The sequence below is a fragment of the Actinoplanes regularis genome, from assembly GCF_900188005.1.
Lineage (GTDB): Bacteria > Actinomycetota > Actinomycetes > Mycobacteriales > Micromonosporaceae > Actinoplanes > Actinoplanes regularis.
In genome coordinates this window covers 116,417-139,326 of sequence record NZ_FZNR01000022.1, presented here as the reverse complement: position 1 = coordinate 139,326, position 22,910 = coordinate 116,417, and the positions used below count along the sequence as shown (strand labels likewise).

The 22,910-nt window shown below is 69.0% G+C and carries 19 protein-coding genes; 11 read left to right on the top strand and 8 right to left on the bottom strand.

Translation table 11 applies throughout. The features are described from left to right. The 4 genes from CHC09_RS45750 to CHC09_RS36920 form a co-directional block, all read left to right on the top strand. Positions 1 to 650: hypothetical protein (locus CHC09_RS45750; protein WP_218827183.1), on the top strand; the 650-nt coding region annotated here is incomplete at its 5' end. A 576-nt stretch (positions 651 to 1,226) separates the two neighbouring features. Continuing rightward, on the top strand, positions 1,227 to 1,868 hold the full coding sequence (locus tag CHC09_RS45745) for a hypothetical protein (protein ID WP_143232795.1): 642 nt from the start codon (positions 1,227 to 1,229) through the stop codon (positions 1,866 to 1,868). A 213-nt stretch (positions 1,869 to 2,081) separates the two neighbouring features. Continuing rightward, positions 2,082 to 2,612, top strand: coding sequence for an HD domain-containing protein (locus tag CHC09_RS36925; RefSeq protein WP_089297927.1), 531 nt, complete (start codon positions 2,082 to 2,084; stop codon positions 2,610 to 2,612). Positions 2,613 to 2,662: 50 nt separating this feature from the next. Then, a complete protein-coding gene (locus tag CHC09_RS36920; RefSeq protein ID WP_373872003.1) occupies positions 2,663 to 3,691 on the top strand; it encodes a site-specific integrase in 1,029 nt (342 codons plus the stop codon). A 408-nt stretch (positions 3,692 to 4,099) separates the two neighbouring features. On the opposite strand, the gene CHC09_RS45740 is transcribed toward CHC09_RS36920, so the two are convergent. From CHC09_RS45740 to CHC09_RS36915, 3 genes are all read right to left on the bottom strand, one after another. Further along, a complete protein-coding gene (locus CHC09_RS45740; protein WP_143232794.1) occupies positions 4,100 to 4,693 on the bottom strand; it encodes a hypothetical protein in 594 nt (197 codons plus the stop codon). Between the two features lie 72 nt (positions 4,694 to 4,765). Then, on the bottom strand, positions 4,766 to 5,239 hold the full coding sequence (locus tag CHC09_RS45735; RefSeq protein ID WP_143232793.1) for an RNA polymerase sigma factor: 474 nt from the start codon (positions 5,237 to 5,239) through the stop codon (positions 4,766 to 4,768). 266 nt (positions 5,240 to 5,505) lie between these two features. Further along, positions 5,506 to 6,507 carry an Acg family FMN-binding oxidoreductase gene (locus CHC09_RS36915; RefSeq protein ID WP_089297908.1) on the bottom strand — a complete coding sequence of 334 codons (1,002 nt, stop codon included), beginning with the start codon at positions 6,505 to 6,507 and terminating at the stop codon, positions 5,506 to 5,508. Between the two features lie 596 nt (positions 6,508 to 7,103). Here CHC09_RS36915 and CHC09_RS46795 point away from each other — a divergent pair. From CHC09_RS46795 to CHC09_RS36905, 3 genes are all read left to right on the top strand, one after another. Beyond that, complete coding sequence (locus CHC09_RS46795) at positions 7,104 to 7,268, top strand: hypothetical protein (RefSeq protein WP_179277430.1); 165 nt, start codon at positions 7,104 to 7,106, stop codon at positions 7,266 to 7,268. Between the two features lie 72 nt (positions 7,269 to 7,340). Continuing rightward, positions 7,341 to 10,112 carry a cation-translocating P-type ATPase gene (locus tag CHC09_RS36910; RefSeq protein WP_089297907.1) on the top strand — a complete coding sequence of 924 codons (2,772 nt, stop codon included), beginning with the start codon at positions 7,341 to 7,343 and terminating at the stop codon, positions 10,110 to 10,112. A gap of 16 nt (positions 10,113 to 10,128) precedes the next feature. Beyond that, positions 10,129 to 12,852, top strand: a complete 2,724-nt coding sequence (locus CHC09_RS36905) for a bifunctional acetate--CoA ligase family protein/GNAT family N-acetyltransferase (RefSeq protein WP_239138781.1) — start codon at positions 10,129 to 10,131, stop codon at positions 12,850 to 12,852. A 76-nt stretch (positions 12,853 to 12,928) separates the two neighbouring features. Here the strand turns inward: CHC09_RS36905 and CHC09_RS36900 are convergent, their stop codons facing one another. The 5 genes from CHC09_RS36900 to CHC09_RS36875 form a co-directional block, all read right to left on the bottom strand. Beyond that, positions 12,929 to 13,633 (bottom strand): GAF and ANTAR domain-containing protein, encoded by a 705-nt coding sequence (locus tag CHC09_RS36900; RefSeq protein WP_089297905.1) that lies wholly within the window; start codon positions 13,631 to 13,633, stop codon positions 12,929 to 12,931. Positions 13,634 to 13,647: 14 nt separating this feature from the next. After that, complete coding sequence (locus CHC09_RS36895; protein ID WP_143232792.1) at positions 13,648 to 14,343, bottom strand: ANTAR domain-containing protein; 696 nt, start codon at positions 14,341 to 14,343, stop codon at positions 13,648 to 13,650. Positions 14,344 to 14,851: 508 nt separating this feature from the next. Next, positions 14,852 to 15,496: a nitroreductase family deazaflavin-dependent oxidoreductase gene (locus CHC09_RS36885; RefSeq protein ID WP_239138780.1), complete on the bottom strand. Its 645-nt coding sequence runs from the start codon at positions 15,494 to 15,496 to the stop codon at positions 14,852 to 14,854. A 164-nt stretch (positions 15,497 to 15,660) separates the two neighbouring features. Then, on the bottom strand, positions 15,661 to 16,116 hold the full coding sequence (locus CHC09_RS36880) for a universal stress protein (RefSeq protein WP_089297903.1): 456 nt from the start codon (positions 16,114 to 16,116) through the stop codon (positions 15,661 to 15,663). 120 nt (positions 16,117 to 16,236) lie between these two features. After that, entirely contained in the window at positions 16,237 to 16,851 is a 615-nt protein-coding gene (locus CHC09_RS36875) for a hypothetical protein (protein ID WP_239138785.1), read from the bottom strand. Between the two features lie 378 nt (positions 16,852 to 17,229). Between CHC09_RS36875 and CHC09_RS48600 the strand changes: the two genes are divergently transcribed. Genes CHC09_RS48600 through CHC09_RS36860 form a run of 4 tightly spaced genes read left to right on the top strand, consistent with a single transcriptional unit; the run spans position 17,230 to position 22,577 of the window. Then, on the top strand, positions 17,230 to 17,358 hold the full coding sequence (locus CHC09_RS48600; RefSeq protein ID WP_275407955.1) for a hypothetical protein: 129 nt from the start codon (positions 17,230 to 17,232) through the stop codon (positions 17,356 to 17,358). Between the two features lie 49 nt (positions 17,359 to 17,407). Beyond that, positions 17,408 to 20,092, top strand: a complete 2,685-nt coding sequence (locus CHC09_RS36870) for a cation-translocating P-type ATPase (protein ID WP_089297902.1) — start codon at positions 17,408 to 17,410, stop codon at positions 20,090 to 20,092. Then, entirely contained in the window at positions 20,089 to 20,997 is a 909-nt protein-coding gene (locus CHC09_RS36865) for an ABC transporter ATP-binding protein (RefSeq protein ID WP_239138779.1), read from the top strand. The genes CHC09_RS36870 and CHC09_RS36865 overlap by 4 nt, the downstream gene beginning before the upstream one ends. Further along, positions 20,994 to 22,577: a hypothetical protein gene (locus CHC09_RS36860; RefSeq protein ID WP_089297901.1), complete on the top strand. Its 1,584-nt coding sequence runs from the start codon at positions 20,994 to 20,996 to the stop codon at positions 22,575 to 22,577. The genes CHC09_RS36865 and CHC09_RS36860 overlap by 4 nt, the downstream gene beginning before the upstream one ends. The last annotated feature ends 333 nt before the right edge of the window (positions 22,578 to 22,910 follow it).

The window sequence follows — 22,910 nt, the reverse complement described above, 5'->3', positions numbered from 1 at the left end:
CCCTACGTCGCCGGGTACTGGCAAGCCTCATGACCAGCCGGAACACCACGCCATCGAGCGATGACGAACTACCAGAAACTCACAAACCGGCCTCTGAGGACATCGCCGTTCACGAGAGCCCCCCTTGGGGTAGCGTCTGGATAAGACTCCGAGCTACTAACAGACCAGGGCGAGAGACGGCAAGAAAAGTTCGAGTGATTATCTCCAAAGTGGAGCCCGAGAAGGGATCCGTATTGCCTGAGAACACACTTGCCCTTCGGGAACTCTCATGGTCAGAGGTCAGGACGGGAGAACTTGATCTTCCGGCTGGGATGCAGCGTCGAATAGACGTCGCTCATGTCGAAAAGAAGCGAGCGGCAAAGAAGAGTTTGGTCAGTCCTTGGCCGGATCTTGGCATGGGTTTGGCTGGGTGGCCTCAGCGTAATGATGGGCGCGATTATTTGGGGGAGGGGGCGTTTCGGATCAAGCTAACTGTCGCAGGCGAAAATTTGGATGCTTCTGAATGGGAGATACGCGTTTCCTTCAAAAAGGTCGGCCTGTCCAACAATTCATCGCTGGCGAGAATTCGGGACGCCATAGAAGTGTCTGATCCTGTACTTGTATCCAAAGAGACTTCGCTACGCCGCCGCCGATGGCTCGCGGACGGCTAACATCCCGTCACCCTCGACCCGCCCATAGTGGGAGCGGGCTGCCGCCGGCGCCCGCCGCGTCAAGACGGCCTTGACACTCGGCACCCAGGCCGGCGGGCGCCGGCGGCGGTCTGCTCGGCTTGCCCGGGTCAAGGGTGACGGGATGCGCGCATCCCGGATCCGGAGAGCCCCCGCCGGAGGCGCACTAACCGCGCTGACCGACAGCCTGCGCCGCGCGACGGGCTGACGGAGGCACTCGACCGCGTGGCCTACGCCGAGCTGGTCGACGGCCTTCCACGGTTTGAGCCTGTCTGATCCATCAGCGGCCCGTAATCGTCCGCATTTCACGCCAGCCGACGGGCGATGGCATGGCCGCCGCCGCCCGGCTTGCCAGGCGGCGGTCATGACGCCCTGGTCAGCGGCGTGAGCGGCCCGTTCAGGGCCGTTTTAGAGACGTACAGAAAGTTTGAACAAGATCCGGCATCGCAGCCGACCGGCTTTCACAGTGTCCTCATCTGCGGCGCCGCTTCACCGATTCCTGCTCTCCAGCCTCGGCGGCGCTCATAGGGTCAGCACAGTCACTGCGAGGGGAGCGACATGCCGACCGACTGGTACCGAACGACGGAGTGGCACGAGTCGGCCCGAGCCGAGTTCGAACGGCGCCTCGCGAGAGCGCGGCCTTTGAGCCGCGGTCAGTACCTTCGGATCAAAGCGGTCAGCCTGGCCGGGGCGGGAGTCGTCGATGGAGCCCGGGAGCTCTGCCGACGCGTCTTGACGCTTGATCCCGAGGGCTTTGAAGCGGCATCAGCCACCGAGCTGCTCGGCGACCTGGAACGAGCGCAAGGCAACGCTGCTGTGGCCGAACAGCACTACCGAACACTGCTCGGCCGATGGCCGTCCCTGAACGGCACGAGCCACCTGGCGGAGCTCTCGCTTGCCGAGCTGCTCACCGAACATGGCGAAGCAGAGCACCTGGCGGAAGCGGACGCGCTGCTGACCGCGTGCGCGGAACGTGGCAGCCTGAGGTTCAACGACGCCATCTTTCGCTGGAACGTCGCACGTGCGCGACTCGCCGACAAACTCGGCGACGAGCAGGCCCGGACGGCAGCCGCAGCAAGGGCGCTGGCCTTGGTCGGTAGCGGACCACAACTACCTCGCCATCCTGGCATCGGCGTGGTCCAGGCCGACGAAGCCACGCTGCGTTGGCTGAAGCAGCTGGCGAACCACGCCGGCCGGTAGCCTGACCTCCAGGACCGCGGACCGCCATCATTTCCTAGACCACCTGTCGCGCATCACCTGGCAGATCCGCGTCGCACATCAGTCGTCGGGTCACACCGGCAGCCGACCGGCCTCAGGTCGGAGGGACGTCTTACGACGTCCCTCGGTGTGCTGGTCCGACTCACGGTTCCATGCAAACCTGATGTGGTGAGCGAATTGATCAAGAGGGCCGCGATGCTCGCTGAGTCCTACCTTGCCGAAGCGCCACCTACGCGCTGGCGACATGTCCAGGCAGTTGCAACCAAGGCCACTCGGGTTGCCTCAATGCTGTCCCCCGATGATGCCGAGGTACTGGTCGCGGCTGCATGGCTCCACGATGTTGGATATGCGCCACACGTCGTCAACACCGGTCTTCATTCGCTCGATGGGGCTCGGCAGCTCCTGCGGGATGGCATTCCTCGCCGAGTGGCCGACCTGGTGGCGTATCACTCGTGTGCGACTTTCGAAGCCACAAAACGCGGTCTGGCCAGTCTCTTGACTGAGGAGTTCACCGACGAAAAGTCGTCGGTTACGGACGCTCTCTGGTACGCCGACATGACGACTGGGCCTTCTGGGCACAGCCTGTCTGTCAGTGACCGGCTCGGCGAGGTCCGCCAACGCTACGGGCCGGAGCACGTCATCACTCGCTTTTGGGCACAGGCAGAGCCGACTCTGGTCGCAGCAGTTACACGTACGGAAGAACGGTTAGGTACTCAGCCGAGGTAGGGCTTGTCCCGGTGCTCGAAGCCGTGGTCGATCCGAAGCCGCATCGACGGGTGGATAGGACCGCACTACGCCAGAAGATCCGCGAGTATGAGGACGGCATGTCGATCGCCACGACCGGCTACACGGTCGCCGACGCCGTCACCGACTGGCTCACCTACGGACTCACCGACGTCGACCAGGAAACGATCAAGAACTACACCCTGCTCGCCAACAGCCACATCATCCCCGCGATCGGCGCACGCAAGCTGCGTGACCCACGCAAACAGCGGGACCTCACTGCCACAGACGTCGACAGATGGCTCGCCGACAAAGCCAAGATTCTCAGCACCCGAACACTGCGACTGCTGCACTCGATACTGAACCGCGCCGTCACCCGGGCCATGGCCCGCAACCACGTCATGCGCAACGTCGTCGACCTGTGCAAGGTTCCGACCGGTACCGCTGGGCGACCGTCCAAGTCACTCACCTACGAGCAGGCCAAAGCGCTCCTCGCCGCTGCCGAGTCGAGCACCCTGCACGCCTACGTGGTCCTGTCCCTGCTGACCGGTGCTCGCACCGAGGAACTGCGGGAACTTACCTGGGAGCACGTCGACCTGATCGGACGACCGGACGCCGATCCGCCGATTCCGCCGGCCATCCACGTATGGCACTCGGTGCGAGCCCACGGCGACACCAAGACCAAGAAGTCACGGCGATCACTCGCCCTGCCCATCCGCTGCGTCCGGGCCCTCGAAACGCAACATGCGGCACAGGGAGATCCCCGACCGGGCGACTACGTCGTCGCCAGCAGAGCCGGTACCCCGCTCGACCGGCACAACGTGCTGCGGGCCTTCCGCGCGATCATCGCGGTCATTCCCGGCATGAATCCGGCCGACTGGACCCCGCGCGAATTGCGGCACAGCTTCGTTTCGCTGTTGTCGGACAACGGCATGAGCATCGAGGAGATCGCCGACCTGTGTGGGCATTCCGGCACCTCGATCACCGAGACCGTCTACCGTCACCAATTGCGGCCGGTACTGCTGAACGGGGCGGTGGCCATGGACCGGATCTTCGGTCCCGGTGACACTCCTGGGGCTTAGTCACCCAGTTAGTCACCCAGACATGCAGAGAGGGTATATCCTTCGATAGGATATACCCTCTGACCTGCGTCGGGCTGACAGGATTTGAACCTGCGACCCCTTGACCCCCAGCATTTGGGAGGCCCAGCGACGTGCTAACAAACGTTTTACCAGGTCGCCGATAAGTATACTCGGCCGAGTAAAGGGGTCCACACACATCACCTCTTCGAATCTGCACTCATCCTACCTGACCTGCACGTATGCGCCGCAGGCTGCGACAGAAGGATCCTCTCAGCGTTTCCCGGCGCGCCGATGTGACCGGCTTACGCGCGTGCCGACCCGCGGGCTTCGGCAGTCAGCACTCAACTACCGCGACCCCGGCGCTTCTGGTGTATTCGGCAGCACTGGCTTTGAACTCGGCAGGTACTGCTATCGCGAGCAGTCGGCGGGCGCGGGTGGCTGCGACGTATAGTACGCGAATTGCTTCGCTGTCCATGTCGTCAGCTTGTAGCCATTCCTCCATGACCGCCTTGGCTTTGCCTTTGCCAATATCGGCTTTCTTTTGTTTATTCTGGGCAGACAGATGAGTACTGCTTCTGCTTCGTCGCCTTTCACCTGATGTACTGTGCTGATTCGAGGCAGTCCGGCTGCAGGCGGATAGGCGGCGGGGAGTCCAGCCACCTTCCGGGCGATGGTATTTGCTTCGTTTGGCGGACAAGGTTTAGCGTCCGTTCGCGCCAGGCCCTGTTTGGGCGGGTTCTCGTTGAGGATTTTGGTGGCTTGAGCGAGCCAGCTTTTGGTGGGGATGTCGAGGGACGGCATTGCGGTACGGACGCGGTGAATGATGCGTTCGAACGCTGTCGGGTCGAGTGCGTTTTCGTTGAGTGTCCTGTCAACCTGCTCCTCGAACGCCTTCGCCAACACAAGATGCAAAGTCCGCAAGGTGGTGCGGGAGTAACCGGCGATTTCCAACTCACGGTAGGCGCGCTCGACCATCCGGGCGCTGAGCCGCGACGCGCGCACCGCACCAACGTACGGATAGATCAGGCCGAGCAGCCACCGGTAGCCGTGCAGGCTCGGGGTGCACGGCTGCGATCATGATGGCGTCCGCCACAAGCCCCGCAGGTGGCGGCTGAGTAACCCGGCGAGTTCCACTTCGACGCCGTGCGTCGACGGTGCGCCGAGTGGGCCCATGCCGGGCGGGGCTGGGTCCGCCGATAACGGTGCGGCCGGCCGGCTGTCCGCGACGCGTCGTTGGAGGATCTCGTCGATCCACACCATGGCATCGGTGTCCGGATCCAAATGGCATCCTGCGAGCCACCACACCTCGACGAAGGTTCCCGCGACAATGCCTGCGGCCCGATGCCGGTCCGGTACCTGACGGCGTAAACGGCGCGACAACAGGCCCGAGTACTGGTCGAACAGTTCGGCTAACGCATCACGGTCGTTGTCGGCGATCCGGCGGATCAGCCATCGCAGTCGCTCTGGGCCTTCGGGCGGGCCGGGTGACGCGGATTCGCGCAGACGGACGGCCCGACAGAAACTAACGTGATGGGTCAAGGCTGGCACTGAGGCTCCCCGGGGGCGACGTGGAGACGTGCGCCGCCGGGGACTGGAGCGACAGATCGTGAGCATGGACTCACGCCACCCAGAACGCTACGACATCACCAACATGCGCGGTAGGGGCCCGCCACGAACGAGTAAGGCGCCAGTTGGGCCCGGATCAAACCGTCACGCCTCGTTCTTCGAACCGCCGCTGAAGCCTGATCAACCCTGGGCGTCAGAACCTGTGCGGTCAATGCCAGGACGGTGCTCGAACACAGGCTCGCGCCGGTTCAGGCGCGGTCGATGATTTGTTCGGCGGGCTGGCGGGAGGTGCGCGGCGTGCCGGTGTCGGCCGGGTCGATCGTGCCGAGGCGCAATACCAGGTAGGGGTAGCCGGTGCTGGCGATCATCGCCCGCATCGCCTGGCGGGTGGCGATCACTTCGATCGGGGCGCTGTGCGGCACGACGGAGATACCGTTTTCGGTGGCGGTGAGCCAGCCGGCCGACAGCGCTTCGCCGGCACGTAGCCAGGCGAGTGGTTCGTCGGTGTTGCCATAGAGCATGACGAACACGGCCGCCTTGTCGTGTTCGGCGCTGACCGGCAGCTCACCGCGGTGGCCGAAGTCCCTGCCCGGCACCGTGGTCTGTGTGGCGCGATCGGGGATGACGGCGTCGGGGACGCCGGTCCCGGCCGGCCGGGCGGCGCCGGTCCAGTAGGCGAGTTCGGCCTGCCAGGCGGGGTCTGCCGCTTCGCTGCGCTGTGCGTAATCGGCGGCGGCGGCCAGTTCGAGGACCTGGTCGGGTCGCAGCGTGTGCAGTGCGGTGTCCTGGGTCTCGACGGCCGCGGTGATGGCGGCCAGAGCGGCCGGGTCGACCGGCGTGTCGGTGAGCGGGCGCCGGTCGGTGTGCCGCAACGGAATGGTTCGCAGGTGCAGCACCGACGGTGGGTCGACGAGTGCTCGGCGTTCTATATGAAGGCGGGCGAGCAGGTCCGGTCCGATGTCGCGGGGCATCCGGGTCACCGTGACGTGCCATCCCTGCGCGGCGACTGCGACGCGGGCGTGGTGCAGCGCGACCCCGCAGCTCAATGTCGCCAGCCGCGCGTCAGGATCGCTGACCTGCAGGATCCGGCTACGTACGAGATGCAGATCCAGCGTGTCACCGGCGAGCCGCCACCGCCATGGCTGAGTGTTGTGGATCGACGGGGCGTACCCGGCGGCGGATGCCGCATCGGCCAGGGCATGGGTGGCGAGTTGAGGATCGGTGGGGTGGGTCAGGGCGTCGCTGTCCATGACAGGCCTCCTTCTTGCCTCGACCATGTGGCCGGCCAGGTCCAGTCACGGATCTTGGGTAGGTCCTCGTCGGTGCGGCGGACGTACGCGGGGCGTTCGGCGCGCCTGTCGACCATCTGCTGTCGCAGGACAGCCAGCCCGGGGGGCGAAGAAACGCAACTGATCGCCGCAGCGACGAAGGACGTCAACGTGCTTAGAACGGCCAACTGCCGGCCGCCGGGGTCCAGAGCTACACCTTGACCTTACGCCTGCTCACCGTGGCTGGAGGTGCGGTGGCCGGCGACGCCGGCCACCGCGAAATGCGTGTACGGTGAGACTTGTCGCTCGAGACCCCGGTGGCTGCCAACCCGTCGCCGTCGATTTCGCCCCCTCAGCCGGGGTGACGCTGCAGAGCTGACCAGCCTGTCATTCGGTTGCGGGTGCTCCGGCCGATGAACAGCGTCGCCTTCTGCTCCGTCCGTAATCGCGTTCGACGTGCCGCGGAAACATGGGCGACGACCAAGTACGAAGGAACGTGAGCGCGATGGTCAACATCGCCGATTCTCGGCATCGGCCTGCGGGTCGCCGCGGGCGCCGGCGGTGCGCTGACCGCGCTGATGTGGACCGCTGTCCCCCGGTCCAGCAACCCGTTCATGGACGGCCACCTCATCTACGCCGTCGTCCTCGTGGTTCTGGCTCTGCTGGGCGCCGGCACCATCCTTGGTCTCGGCTGTTTGTGGGCGGTCACCCCAGCGGTACGACGCAACACCTGGCTCACTTAGGCCGGCGCGCTGGCCCGGGCCGCCTGCGCCCCACCCGCCCCGCCATCACCGGAACATGAAGGGGCCTGACGAATGACAACGACGGCAGCGCCCAAGGATCGCGGGGTCTCGGGCGATGGCGCCGGTCCACCGGGTGGGCCTGCCGGCGCCGAGGTCAACGCGCGGGAGCCGCTCGCGGAGCTGTTCCGCGACCTGCGGACCTCGCCGCAGGGGTTGGCCGGACGCGAGGCCGCCCGCCGCCTCGTCGTCTACGGACCGAACGGGCTGACCCGGCGTACCGTCCGGCGCTGGCCCGCCGAGTTGCTCGCCCAGTTCACCCAGCCGCTGGCGATCCTGCTGGCCGTCGCCGCTGCCCTGGCCTGGGCCGGTGGCACTCCGGCGCTGGCGATCGCCGTCGTCGCGGTCATCCTGCTCAACGCCGGGTTCGCCTTCGTGCAGGAAATGCAGGCTGAACGTGCCGTTGACGCCCTCGCCGCGTTCCTGCCCGCGACCGCCAGGGTGGTCCGTGACGGCCTCCATGCCGAGATCCCTGCCCGGGACCTGGTGCCCGGCGACGTCCTGATCGTCGCCGAGGGCGATCGGGTCTGCGCCGACGCTCGCATCATCGACGGTGCCGTCACCGTCGACCTGTCCGCGCTGACCGGCGAATCGATGCCCGTCGTCCGCTCCAGCGAACCCGCCGAGGTGACCGGTTCGGCGCTGGACGCGCACGACCTCGTCTTCAGCGGCACCACCTGCACCGGCGGTGAAGCCCACACCGTCGTGACCCGCACCGGCATGCTCACCGAACTCGGCCGCATCGCCGCTCTGTCGCAACGCGGGCCCACCCAGCGCAGCCCGTTGGAGACGCAGGTCCGGAGGGCGACCTGGATCATCGCCATCGTCGCCGTCGTGGTCGGGGTGGCGTTCCTGCCCATCGGCGTCTGGGCCGGCCTCGGCTGGAGCGCCGCGATCGGTTTCGCCATCGGCCTGATCGTCGCGAACGTCCCCGAAGGGCTGCTGCCCATCATCACCCTCGCGCTGGCCGCCGGCGTCCGGGAACTCGCCCGTAAGGGCGCCGTCGTCAAACGGCTCTCGGCCGTGGAGACCCTCGGGTCGACCACCGTCATCTGCACCGACAAGACCGGCACCCTCACCGAGAACAGGATGACCGTCACCCGCATCTGGCTGCCCGGTGCGGAACTCGACACGGGCGGACCGGTCGACGACCCCCGCGCCGGCGTCCTGGCGGCCGCCGCGGCATCCTGCACGACCGCCCAGCCACCGACCGGCACTCAGCCCGGCAGCGGGGATCCCACCGAACTGGCCCTGCTAGGCCTGGCCGCGGATCTCGGCGTGGCCGTCACCCCCGCCGCGCGGGACTCGGGACGCCGCGCCGTCTTTCACTTCGACGGTCACGTCAAGCGGATGTCCGTCGTGGACGAAACAGCCGGGATCCTCGCCGTACGCACCAAGGGGGCGCCCGAGACGGTACTGCCGTGCTGCACGCACCTGCTCGGCCCGGACGGCGACAGCCGACCACTCGACGATGCGGCGCGCCGCGAACTGCAACATAGCCTGGACCGGTACGCGGCCGGCGGCCTGCGTGTCCTCGCCGTCGCCCAGCGGATCCTCGACCCGGGCGAGTCCGCACCGGCGAGACGCGAGAACGCCGAAGCCGGGCTGACGCTGCTGGGCCTGGCCGCGATGGTCGACCCTGCCCGGCCCGGCGTCGCGGAGGCCGTCGCCAGCGCGCATCAGGCCGGCATCCGCATCCACGTCATCACCGGCGACTACGGGCCCACCGCGGCCGCGATCGCGCACCAGGTCGGTGTCGGCCGCGACGGCGGCCGCATCGTCGCCGGCGAGGAGCTGGACCAGCTCAGCGACACCAGCCTCGATGAGTTGCTGGCCGGTCATGACGAGATCGTGTTCGCCCGGGCCTCACCTGAGGCGAAGCTACGGATCTGCGAGGCGCTGCGCGCCGGCGGACAGATCGTGGCGATGACCGGCGACGGCGTCAACGACGCCCCGGCACTGCGCCACGCCGACATCGGCGTGGCGATGGGCCGCTCCGGCACCGATGTCGCCCGCGAAGCCGCGACCATGGTGCTCACCGACGACAACTTCGCCACCATCGTCGTTGCCGTCGACGCCGGCCGGCGGGTGTTCGACAACGTCCGCAAATTCGTGCTCTACATCTTCGCCCATGCCGTACCCGAGGTGGTGCCGTTCCTGATCTTCGCGCTGTCCGGTGGGGCGGTCCCGCTGCCGCTGACGGTGCTGCAGATCCTCGCGATCGACCTCGGCACCGAAACCCTGCCCGCGCTGGCGCTCGGTCGCGAACCGGCTGAGCCCGGCCTGATGAACCGCCCGCCCCGGCCGCGTACCACCGGAGTGATCGGCCGGACCCTGCTGCTGCGAGCCTGGCTGCTGCTCGGCGGGGTCTCCGCGGTCCTGGTCATGGGCGGTTACTTCTACACCCTGTGGCAGGCCGGATGGCATCCCGGTGACCCCACCGGACCCGGCAGCGGCCTGCATCACGCCTACCTGCAGGCCACCACGATCACGTTCGCCGGGATCGTCGCCTGCCAGATCGGCACCGCGTTCGCCGCCCGCACCGACCGGGCGTCCCTGTTCACCATCGGACTGTTCACCAATCCGCTGCTGCTGTGGGGCATCCTGTTCGAACTGGTCTTCACCGCAGCCGTCATCTACACCCCACCGCTGCAGCACATCTTCGGCACCGCCTCGCTCAGCTGGACCCAACTCGCCGTCATCGCCCCGTTCCCGATCATCGTCTGGGGCGCCGACGAACTGGCCCGCTGGGTGATCCGGCGCCGCCCAGCGGTAAGTTCGCCATGAGGTGGGAGGCGCAGCGGTGGACCGTTCCCTCTGGCCGGCAGCCATGACCACGGTCGAAGCGGCCGGCTATGGCGTGGACGCGCTCACCGCCGACGGCGGGATCGTTACCCTCCGGCCCGCCCGCCCCACCGACCGTCGCGCGCTCGCGGCGCTGTACGACACGGCCTCGGCGGACGACCTGCGCCTGCGGTTCTTCACCCGGCCCGGCTCCAGTGCCCTGGCAGCCGAGGTGGACCGGATGTGCCTGCCGGACACCGATCAGCACCTGGCGGTCCTCGCCTTCGAGGGCGACGACCTCGTCGGAGTCACCTCCTGTGAGCGAATCGGCCACCGCGCGGAGTTCGCCCTGTTCGTGGCCGAGCCGCAGCGGGGCCGTGGGATCGGCACCCTGCTGCTGGAGCATCTCGCGTACCGGGCCCGCCGGTGTGGCATCAGAGAACTGGTCGGCGAGGTTCTGCTGGGCAACAGCAAGATGCTGCGCGTCGCCAAGAGCCTGAGCGCTCAGGCCTGGTCCCGGTTCGACTACGACGTCGTCGACGTCGGGTTCGGCATTGACGTCGACGACGCGACGCAGCTCACCATCGACAGCCGGGACCGGACCGCCGAACGCGCCTCGCTGCGAGCGCTGCTCTCGCCCACCGCGGTGGCGGTGGTCGGCGCCGGCCACCGGCCCGGCGGCATCGGCCGGGAAACCCTGCTCGCGCTGCGCGACTACGGCTTCCCCGGCGCCCTGTACGCCGTCAACCGCACCGGTTCCGACGTCGACGGTATCGGCGGCTACCGCTGCGTCAGAGAGCTGCCCGGACCGGTCGACCTGCTGGTCATCGCGGTGCCCGCCGACGAGGTCCCGGGCGTCCTGACCGACGCGGGCGCCGCGGGTGTCCGCGGCGCCGTCATCCTCAGTTCCGGACTCGGCGAAGCCGGTCCGGACGGTGTTCGCCGCCAGCAGCAGGTGCTCCGGCTGGCTCGCGCCCACAGCATCCGGCTGGTCGGGCCCAACTGCCTCGGCGTGATCAACACCGATCCACGCGTGCGACTCGACGCCAGCTTCGCCCCCGCGCCTCCGCCACCGGGCGGGCTCGCGGTCGCGTCACAGTCCGGCGCCGTCGGCATCGCGCTGCTGGAGAACGCCATCCGCACCGGACCGGGCATCTCCACTTTCGTCTCGCTGGGTAACAAGGCCGACGTCAGCGGCAACGACCTCATCGCCTACTGGTACGACGACCCCGCCACCACAGCGGTCGCGCTCTACCTCGAATCATTCGGCAACCCCCGCAAGTTCGCCCGTACCGTCCGCGCCCTCGCCCGCCGTAAGCCGGTCCTGGCGCTCAAGAGCGGCCGCTCCGACGCGGGCCGGCGGGCCGGCGCCTCACACACCGCCGCCGCGGCAGCCCCGGCCAGCACCGTCGACGCGCTGTTCGCCCAGGCCGGCGTCATCCGGCCGGAGAACCTCGGCGACCTGATGGACGCCGCGCGGATCCTCACCGATCAGCCCCTGCCCACCGGACGTCGCCTGGCCGTCGTCGGCAACGCCGGCGGCCTCAACGTGCTCGCCGCCGACGCCGCGGAGACCGCGGGGCTCACCGTGGCCGCGCTGAACTCCGCGACCCGCCTGCTGCTCGAGCAAGCCGCACCAGGCGCCACGAGCCTCGACAACCCGATCGACCTCGGCGCCGGCACGTCACCCGCGGCCTTCGCGGCGGCCACCGCCACCGTCGCGGACAGCGGCGAGGCCGATGCGGTGCTCCTGGTCATCATCGGAACACGGGCGAACCGGCCCGGCGAGATCCTTTCCGCGCTCGCACCCGTCGTGGACGCGCACCCCGACCTGACCATCGCGGTGACACTCGCCGGCTGCCCGGACACCCCGGCCAGGTTGGGCCAGCGCGAAGCCCCGATCTACGACGTGCCGGAACGGGCGGTGCGGGCGCTCGGCCACGCCGCGGCGTACGCCCAATGGCGCAGGCAACCGCTCGGCCGGCGTCCGGACCTCGCCGGCGTCGACGCCGCGTCGGCACGGGCCGAGGTTGACCAGGCCCTGGCAGCCGGCGCGGGATGGCTGCCCTACAGCCGGACGGCGCAGATCCTCACGGCCTACGGAATCCCTGTCCTTCCCGCAGTGACCGTCGCCGACGCCGACGCCGCGGTCGCCGCCGCGGATCAGGCCGGCTACCCCGTGGTGCTCAAGTCCGCGGACCCCGACCTGGTCCACAAGAGCGACACCGGCGGCGTGCGGACCGGCCTGACCGACCCGGCCGCGGTGCGGGCAGCCTTCCCGACCGTCGCCGCCGCCGGCCGGGCCGGCGCAGGCGTCCTGGTGCAGAAGCAGATCGACGAGCCGGTCGAGCTGTACGCCGGTGTCGTCCACGATCCGTTGTTCGGTTCGGTCGTGGTGCTCGGCCTCGGCGGCGTGCGGACCGACCTGCTCGGCGACCGCAGCCTACGGCTGGTCCCGCTCACCGACCTGGACGCCGGGCGAATGTGGCGTGACCTGCGCTCGGCGCCCCTGCTCACCGGCTTCCGCGGTGCCCCGCCGGTGAACACGGCCGCGCTCGAGGACCTGCTGCTACGGCTCGGCCGGCTCGCCGAGGACCTCCCCGAGGTCGCCGAACTCGATCTGAACCCGGTGCTCGCGGGTCCCGGCGGCGTCATCGCGGTGGACGCCAAACTCCGGCTCGCGCCGGTCGGCGCCGAGCCGGACCCGACGCTGCGTCGGCTACGCGCGGCAGGCAGCTGCTGAAGGAGACACGGTTCCAGCTGGGCAACACCGTCTGTGCCCGGAAGCCTTCGTCGCCTCCTTGCGCCGACAGCCACACCTACGCCTGTACACGTTCGGTGCCGTCGACGAGAGCCTGAGCGAGGTCGGACAGCTTCCGATTGTGGTTCCGGGCGGTGCTACGCAAGATGGTGAACGCCTGCGCGACATCGATCTGCAGCCGTTCGGCCAGCAACCCCTTGGCCTGTTCGATCAACACGCGGCTGTTGAGTGCGGCTTGCAATTGTTCGGTCAGCACGTCGCGGGCGTGGATGGCACGCTGTTGAAGCAGGCCCACGGTGGCGATGTCCGCCAGCGCCTGCCCGACCCGCAGCTTCTCCTGGTCGAGCGCTCCCGGCTCGGTCTCGAACAGATTCAGCGCCCCGATGACCTCGGTACGCAGTTTCATGGGCAACGCGTGTACCGCGGCGAAGCCCGCCTGGGAGGCGGCGGTGGTGAATCGGGGCCAGCGCCTCGCCGTGGTCAGATCGTCGACGGACACCGCCGTGCCGGTGCGGAAGCAGTCGACGCAGGGACCTTCGTCGGTCTGCAGCTGAAACAGTTCCAGTAGCCGGGTCCGTTCGGAGGACGCGGCGACCACCTGCAGATTTCCGGCACCGTCGGTGAGCATGAGCCCGGCCGCGGTGACGCCGAGCAGTTCGACGCATCGTTCGGTCAGGGTGTGCAGGAAATCGAGGACGTCGAAGTCGTCGACGAGGGTATCGGCCATCTCGATGAAAACGTCCGACAGCGGGGGCTGGGCCATGTCACTCACCTTTGTCATGCACTGTGGTGGTCACCGGGGTCGGTAGCGGCTCTGGTCTCGGGTGGGAACCGCAGGCGGCGTGCGACCACATTGGCGGCGACGTCGCGTAACCGCTGGTCGTGGGCGTACGCGTAGGCGCGCAGCCGGACAAGCGCGATCGCCGCGCTCACCCCGATCTGGGCGACGATCATTCCGGTCGCCTGGTGCACCTCGGGGTGCTGCAGTCCGGCTTCCTCGGGGCGTCGGCCGTCTCCGGCGCCGACACCCGCGTCGAGCAGCAGCGCGCAGGCGGTGTCCGCCAGCAGCAAGGCGTCGGTGAACTGCTCTCGGTCCAGAGATCCCGGCTCGCTCCTGTAGAGATCCAGAACGCCGAGGTGGATGCCACCGACCTGCAGGGGTAGGGCGAACACCGCTCGCACGCCGAGTGCCACCGCCGCCGGCGCGAACATGGGCCAGCGCAGTTGGCAGGACGTGTCGTTCAGGTCGGCGGCCAGTGCGGGGCCATCGGTCAGCGCATCGACCCCCGGGCCCTCACCGAGAGTCATCGTCAGTTCCTCGAGCTCCTCAGCGACCTGATCGCTGGTGTAGACGACCTCGCGGGGTGACGCGGCGAGGGTCACTGCGACGGCGGTGGCATCCACACAGACGACCGCGATGCCCACGGCGCCGACATGGCCGACTGCGGCGGGCGAGCCTCGGGCCTGCTCCACCACAAGATCCCACAGCTGCAGCCTGCGATCAGAAATCGGCATGCGAGCCGCCGAACGGGTAGGTCGCCATCATGGATCTCCTCGGAGCCCGTATCGAGTCCTGCATCGGATCAGCCACCGGGTCCAGGGCGACACCATGACTCTACGCCCGCTGGTCCGCGGCATTCGCCGGCGAAGACGCCCATTTGACGAATGGCGCGTTCGGTGCGGGTGCGGCGGGGATCCGCCCGGGACACCGCCGCGACCGTGCCGGTAGCAGCGACTCAGCCCGGCCGCGAGGCGGCGTCGGCGGGCGAGATGCCTGCGGGGTCGACGCCGAGCATGCGGAGCAGGGCGGTGTTCTTGTACGTGTCGACGAGCCCGGGCAGTTCCCGGTCCACCCAGTCGGCCCTGGCGTTCAGCCCTCTGGACCGCAGGGCTGAGATGATGTCAGCTTTGTCGATGTGAATGGGATTCTCCTCATTCTCGTTCTGTGGCTTCGCGGAACGGCGGACGGCAACGCAGTTGATCAACGATCGTGGTCGGCCGCCGGACAGCCATATAGGGTGCGGTAGCGCAGCACGCCCGACACCAGTGGTCCCAGCACCGCCACGGCCGCGACCGCGGTACCGAGAAATATCAGTCCGGCGCCGAGCAGGCCGCTTCCCGTCCGTACCGTCGCGGTTTGTTCCGTCTGTTGCGAAGGATCGCGCGTGACGTGAAAGACCGGGTATCGCGCGGCCACGCGGTCGAAGTCGGTCAGCGGTGCCCGCCGGTCGACGGCGATGTGCGGTCGGGCTCCCGGGGCGACAGCGACATAGCGCCGCAGAATGGGACCGCGCGCATCGGCGTCGACGTCCTTGAGCAGGACGTTCTCGCGAGTCCCGTGATGGATGACGGCGTGACCGTCGGCGGCCCGCACGTTGGCCACCCAATTTGTGTGTGCCCCCAGCATCGATACGAGGTAGCGCTCGCCCTCGTGGTCTGCGACGACGAGGGGGAAGGTCACGGGCTTGCCGCTGCGGCGGCCGAGAACCTCCAGCGTCACCCAGTTGTGCGGCGTCAACATTCCACTACGGAATTGGAGGGCGGATATGCGGTTCAAGATGCGAGCCAGCCGATTGGGGCGGCCATGCTGGTACATCCACTGAGCGAAATGATCGCGGATCGCCATCAGAAGTTCTCTCTTGTCGGTACGACGGCGCTGGTTTCACCGTGATGTGTCATGCAAGCGCCTTGTGACGCGGAGGACGTCGCCGGGTACCGGTTCTCGGGCTGGGATCTCCGCTCGGGCGCCGTCGCGGATCACCTGGGCCACAGTTGACCGTCGGGCAGGGCCTATTTCGGGATGACAAGAGTGGGGCAGGTTGCGTGCTGGACGCAGTGCTGGCTGACCGAGCCGAGCAGCATTCCGGCGAAGGCGCCGTGGCCGTGGCTACCGAGCACCATCAGTTCCGCGCCCTTGCTCGCATTCAGAAGGACCTGTGCCGCCGGGCCTTCCATGACGCGGGTGGTGACGGGCACGGGGTGGTCGTCCTCGCCCTGCACCTGTGCCACGGTCTCTGCCAGGGTCTTCTCGGCGTACCGGATGATGCCGGCGTCGTCGATGCCCGTGGGTGTCCAGCCGTAGGCGTAGGCGTACATGGGCGGGATCTGCCAGGCGGTGACGGCCTCGACGGAGCCGCCGGTCAGCCGTGCGTGGGCGAGTGCCCAGCGCAGCGCTTCGGCCGAGCCGGCGGAATTGTCGACGCCCACGACGATGCGACGGTCCTGTACCTGTTCCTGGTCGATCATGACGAACTCCTGAGATGGGGAACCCGCTCGAATGCGGGTGCGGTGACTCGGCTGATTGACGGGACCGCTGAGGTGACGGCGTGCGCGATCCGGGAGGCGCATCCCGCACGCCGTGCGGGTCTACGTGAGCCAGGTGTTGCGTCGCACGAGCGGGGTCGCCGTCCATCGGCGGCCGAGGCCCCAGGTGTTTCCGGCGCCCAGCAGGGCCAGCAGGATGAGGACGGCGGCGTAGATGAGGTGGTCGTCCATGAACGGGTTGGTGGCCGGCGGCAGCACAACCGTCCACATCAGGACGGTCAGCAGCGCGCCTGAGGCTGCGGCGATCCGCATGCCGATGCCGAGCAGCAGTGCTGCGCCGACACCGAGCAGGGCTGTCATGAACAGCACGTCGACGACGAGGTTGCCGGCGATGGAGTGGTAGAAGCCGGCGAACGGGCCGGTCGCGGCTTTGCCGAGGAAGCCGGCGGTGGGGCTGCCGCCGTCCAGCCAGGCGTTCGCAGCGAGGGTGCTGCGGCCGAGGCCGAACAGTTTGTCAAGGAATGCCCACAGGAACACCCAGCCCAGCGCGATCCTGATGCCGGCGAGCAGGTACCGCGTCGCGGTGGCGGTTCTGCCGGTCGTGGAGCGCACCTTGTCCGGGACGGCCGCAGTGCCGGAATAGTGCCTTGAGTTTCGTTCTTGCCGTTCTGAGGTGGTCACGGGAGAAGACTCGTGATCGTTGGCGATGTTGACCATCGCACTCACTTTCCTTCACGTTGTTCATGACGCATGTTCCGCGGCGCGTCCAGCGCGCCCACGGATCGATCGAGAGCAGCGTTGCCTGCCCAAGGCCGCAACCGCGCCCGGTGGGGGCTTCGACGCGCGTTGGTGGCAACGGCCTTGCAGACACGGCTGACGGGAGACAACAAAGGCGGCGGAGGGCTCATGCCACCGGGGTCCCGGGCGACGCCTTCACCGTACGCCCGATTCATCGGGTCCGCTGAGCAGGCTGGACGACCCCCGCCGGCGGATGTTGCGAACAGGCGTACGGTAAGGATGCCGCCCTGGACCCCGGTGGCCTGGTAGTCGGCCGCTGTGAGCGTCCCGGCGTTTCTTCGCCCCCACAGCGATCGAGTGCGTTTCTCACGCAGACTGCTCGGCCGGCCGCACGTCGTGCTGCGGTTCAGCACCGGCGATCCGGCCGGCACCGCCGCCCCGCACACACCACGGCTTCCCGCAGACCAGGTCATCGAACGGTTCTGAAGCGGGGCACGCGGAGCTTCCACCACGATCCAGCAAGGCGAGGAACGCCATGACCGTACGCAATCTGCCGGCCGCTCCGGATGCATCGGGCATCACCCGGCCACCCGCGAGGGTCGGCGCCACGCACCTCGCCACGCCGGATGCGGGCGGCCTGTCCTCGGGTGATGCCGCGCAGCGGCTGGCCCGCGACGGCGGCAACGTGCTGCCGTCGCCGCGGCCCACACCACTGTGGCGAAGAATCGTCACGCAGTTGCGGGACCCGCTGGTACTGGTCCTGCTCGCCGCGGCCGTGTTCACGCTCGCGACCGCCGACTTCACCGACGCGAGCGTCATCCTGCTGGTCATCGTCGTCAACACGACCGTCGGCGTGCTGCAGGAGATCAAAGCCGAGCGCGCCATCACCGCCCTCTCAGCTCTGACCGCCCCGGCCGCCCGGGTCATCCGCGACGGCCGGCAGGGCGAAGTCCCCGCCGCCGACCTCGTCGTGGACGACCTGCTGGTCCTCGCCGAAGGCGACGTCGTACCCGCGGACGCCCGCCTCGTGGAGTCGGTCGCGCTGCTCGTCGACGAGGCAGCACTGACCGGCGAATCCGCACCCGTCGACAAGGCCGCCACCACGGACCCGGCGGCATCCACATCGAACGTCGTATCGGCCGGCACCGTCGTCGTCCGCGGCCGCGGCCACGCGGTCATCACCGCCACCGGCACGGCCAGCGCCCTTGGCCGTATCGCCGCCATGCTGGTCACCGCCCCCGCACTGACACCCCTGCAGCGGCGCCTGGCCGGCGTGGGTCGGCAGCTCGCCGTCGGCGCGCTGCTGCTCTGCATCGTGGTCCTGGCCCTCGGCCTGTTCCGGGGACAACCGCTGCAATTGATGATCATCACCGCGATCAGCCTGGTGGTCGCCGCGGTCCCGGAGTCCCTCCCGGCCGTGGTCACCCTAAGCCTGGCCCTGGGCGCGCGTCGGATGACGGCCCGGAACGCGGTCGTCCGGCGACTGCCCGCCGTGGAAACCCTCGGCTCCGTGACGATTCTGGCCACCGACAAGACCGGCACTCTCACCGAAGGCACCATGGTCGTCCGGCAGCTGTGGACCGCGCACGGCGACGCATCGGTCAGCGGCTCCGGATTCGGACCGGACGGGCGGATCAGCCGCGACGGAAACGTCGTATCGCCCGATCAGGCACCTGATCTGGTGGAACTGATGCGGGCGGCGGTGCTGTGCGGCGACGCGTCGTTGCGGCCACCCGGCGCCGACGGCGACGACTGGCTGGCCGTCGGCGACCCCACCGAGGCGGCGCTGCTGACCGCCGGCGGCAAACTCGGCATCGACGTCGACGCATTGCACCAGGCGACACCGCGCGAGGCCGAGGCGCCGTTCGACAGCGAGCGCAAACGGATGAGCACCGCCCATCGCCTGCCCGACGGGCGCGTCCAGATCATCTGCAAGGGTGCCCCCGAATCGATCCTCGACCCAGCAATCCTCAACGATCACCCCGACACGCTGCGCCGCACAGCCGACCGCGCCGACGCGTTCGCCGCGGGAGGGTTCCGGGTCCTCGCCGTAGCGCAGGCGCAACGCGACACCGTGCCCGCCGACGCCGCCGGCTACGAACACGACCTGCGACTGCTCGGCCTCGTCGCGATCCTCGACCCGCCGCGCGCCTCCGCGGCCACCACCATCGCCGCCTGCCACGACGCCGGCATCATCCCGGTCCTGATCACCGGCGACCACCCGGCCACCGCCTCCGCGATCGCCGCCGACCTGGGCGTCATCGCTCCTGGCGGCGAGGCGGTCGACTGCCGCACCACCGACCCGGCGCCGGCGGCCGCGCGCGGCGTGCGGGTCTTCGCCCGTGCCACCCCACAGCAGAAGGTCGTCATCATCGACGCGTTGCGCGGCGCGGGGGAAGTCGTCGCGATGACCGGCGACGGCGTCAACGACGGCCCCGCCCTGCACCGCGCCGACATCGGCGTGGCCATGGGCAGGCGCGGCACCGAAGTCGCCCGGCAAGCCGCCGACCTGGTCCTCGCCGACGACGAACTCGGCACCGTCGTCGCCGCCGCCGAGGAAGGCCGCCGCGTCTACGCCAACATCCGCCGCTTCCTGCTCTACGCCCTGTCCGGCGGCGCCGCCGAGATCACCGTGATGCTCGCCGGCCCTTTCGTCGGCCTCGCGTTGCCGCTGCTCCCCGCCCAGATCCTCTGGATCAACCTCGTCACCCACGGCGTACCGGGCCTGGCCATGGGCAGCGAACCCGCCGACCCGACCGCCATGCACCGGCCCCCTCGCCCACCGGCCGAAACGGTCCTCGGCGCCGGACTATGGCAACGCATCCTGCGCGTAGGTGCCGTCATCGCCGCCGTCACCATCGGCGTCGGCATGTGGGCGCACGCCACCGACCGGCCGTGGCAGACCCTGTTGTTCCTGGCCCTGGGCCTCACTCAGCTCGCGGTCGCGCTGGGATCCCGGGCCCGCCCCGGCAGCCGGGCCAACCCGATGCTGTTCGCCGCCGTCGGCGCCGCACTGCTGCTGCAACTCGCCGCCATCTACACACCGCTGCTCCGGGAACTGCTCGGCACCGAACCGGTTGCCGTCACCGATCTGCTGATCGTCGCGGCCGTCGCCGCGTTGGGCTACGCCGCCATCCGTCTCGACCGCCGCATTCATCAGTCACCTCGCCCATACCCGAACAAGCCCGGCCACGCCGTCGAGGAGGTGCCCGCCCGATGATCACGCCGATGGCCGTCGAGGTACAAGGACTGGTCAAGCGATTCGGCCGCTTCACCGCCGTCGACGGGCTCGACCTCACCGTTGTGCCCGGCGCGGTACATGGGTTCCTCGGCCCGAACGGAGCCGGCAAGACCACCACCATCCGGGTGTTGCTCGGGCTCTACCGCCCAGCCGCGGGGAGCATTCGGGTGCTCGGCATGGACCCGGCCCGCCAGTCGGCCGCCATCAACCGGCGGATCTCGTACGTGCCCGGCGACGTCCACCTCTGGCCCAACCTGACCGGGCACCAGTGCCTCGACGCGCTGGCCGGCCTCCGCGGCGCCCGTGACGAGGCAGCGGAGCGGCGGCTCACCGACGACTTCGCGCTCGACGTCCGCAAGTCCGTGCGCGCCTACTCGAAGGGCAACCGGCAGAAGGTGATCCTGGTGGCGGCGTTCGCGGCCCCCACCGATCTGCTGATTCTGGACGAGCCCACCACCGGGCTGGATCCGCTGATGGAGGAGGTGTTCCGGCGCTGCGTGGGTGACGCGGTCGCCGCCGGCCGTACGGTGCTGCTCTCCAGTCACATCCTCGGCGAGGTCGAGCAGCTCTGCGATGCCGTGACGATCGTCAAGGACGGCCGGCTGGTCGAGTCGGGTCGCCTCGCTGACCTGCGGCACCTGGCCGCCTCACGGATCACCGCCCAGCTCACTGGCACGCAGTCGACGACGGTGACCAGCGGGCTGCGCGAACTCGGGCTGGCCAACGGCGACGGCGCGGGCACCGACCTGGTGCTGAGCGTGCCCCGCACGCAGGTGCTGCCGGTGCTGGCGCTGCTGGCGCGGGCCGAGGCGGGCGACATCACCTGCACCCCGGCGAGCCTGGAAGAGCTTTTCCTGCGGCACTACCGGGTCGCCGCGCGATGACCATCATGCGGCTCCTGCTGCACCGGCACCGGCTGATGATCGGGGCGTGGCTGCTCCTGCTGCTCACCCTTCTCGGCGGCACGGTATGGGCCTATCAGGACACCTACCTCACACCGGAGCAGCGGGACGCGGCGGTCGCGCTGGCCCGTGCGGACACCGCCACCACGCTGCTCTACGGCGAACTGCCGCTGCCCGGCACGCCGGCACAGATGTACGCCTGGGAGATCGGCGGCATCACCACCATCCTCGTGTCCGTGTTCGCGGTGCTGCTCGCCGTGGCACTGACCCGAGCAGCCGAGGACGACGGGACTTTGGAACTGATCCGTAGCTGCGGCGTCGACCCGCGGAACCCGCTGCGCGCGGCCGTCGCTGTCCTGGCCGGCGTCGCAGCGGCCCTGACCATCGGCGGATCCGTGGTGATCGGCGCCTGGGCCGGCGGCGTAGACGGGGTCACCTGGCTCGGCGCCACCATGTTGGCCGCGGCGCTCGGACTGACGTTCCTACTGGTCAGTGTCGTGACCGTGACACTCGCGCAACTCGCCTCGACCGCGCCGACGGCACGGCTGCTCGGTCTGGCCATCGTCGTCGCCGCGTTCGGGCTGCGGGCTGTCGCCGACGTCCGGGACGCCGGAGCGCTCAACTGGCTGAGCCCGCTGGCGCTGCGGGCCAGCATACGACCGTTCACCGACGACCGCTGGTGGGTCCTCGGGGTCTATCTGGCCGTCGCGGCCGTCCTGGCGTGGCTGGCCGCAGTGCTCTGCGGACGCCGGGAGTACGGCGCCGGGCTGATCACCCGGTCCGGGATCCGGGACGTACGCCTGCCGGTGCGCTCTGCCCTGGGCCTGCGGCTACGGCTCGCCCGGCGGTCCACGATGATCTGGACGGCGGGGGTGGCCGGCCTCGGAGCCCTTTTCACCGCGATGGGCTCCGGCGTCGTCGAGCAGAGCCGCGACGGCGACGTCGGCGGGTTCCTCGGCGCCCAACTGGACACCACCGACCCGGTCGTGGGGTACTGCGCCTACACCGCGACGCTGCTCGGAATGGTGGTGTCCGCCTACGCGATCCTTCAGGTGCTTCACCACCGCCAGGACGAAACGGCCGGTCGCACCGGCCTGATCGTGGCCGGTGGCGTACGCCGTTGGGCACTCCTGCTGGCTCAGGTCACCGCTGCCGTGGCCGGCAGCGCGATCATCCTGGTCATTGCGGCAGTCACGGGTGCGGCGATCGCGTCGGTGACGATCGGCGGCGACAGCACCGCCCTGCGAATGTTCACCTACATCGCCGGGCAATGGCCCGCGACCGCGGTGATGGCCGCCAGCGCGGCGCTGCTGGCCGGAATCTGGCCACGCGCAACAGGATTGGCCTGGCTCCCACTCCTCGCCGCCGGCACACTCGCCCTGCTCGGCCCGCTGCTCAACGTTCCGCAGCAGATCCGCGACCTCGGCCCCTTCCAACAGGTCGCCGATCCCGTCACCGTAAACGCCGACTGGTCCGGGCCGGCCGTCCTGCTCCTGATCGCCGCCACGATGACCGCCTGCGGCCTGGCCGGCATCAACCGGCGAGACCTGCTCGCCGGTTGAGGAGCCGGCCCGGCAACCATGGGGCTGACTCACCGCAGTCCCCGCAAAGCTCGCCGACCGACCGGTATGTCGGTCCACGCTTCATCCAGTCGTTTCCAGGGTTCGGGCCGGTGGTGCCCTGGGTGGGGATCCGCCGGGGACCACTACGAACCGGGCCGGCAACCAGTACCGGATGGACTCGTCTGGTGAGGCGAAGCATGGTGGCAGTCGATCGGGGATGCCGGCAGTCTGATCGCCGCGCCGCGAGGTCACCGATCGAAACGTATTGCGGGTATTCTGCAGTTGCTACCGCATCGACGTGCACACCTTGTCGAGCCTGCAACACCCGCGATC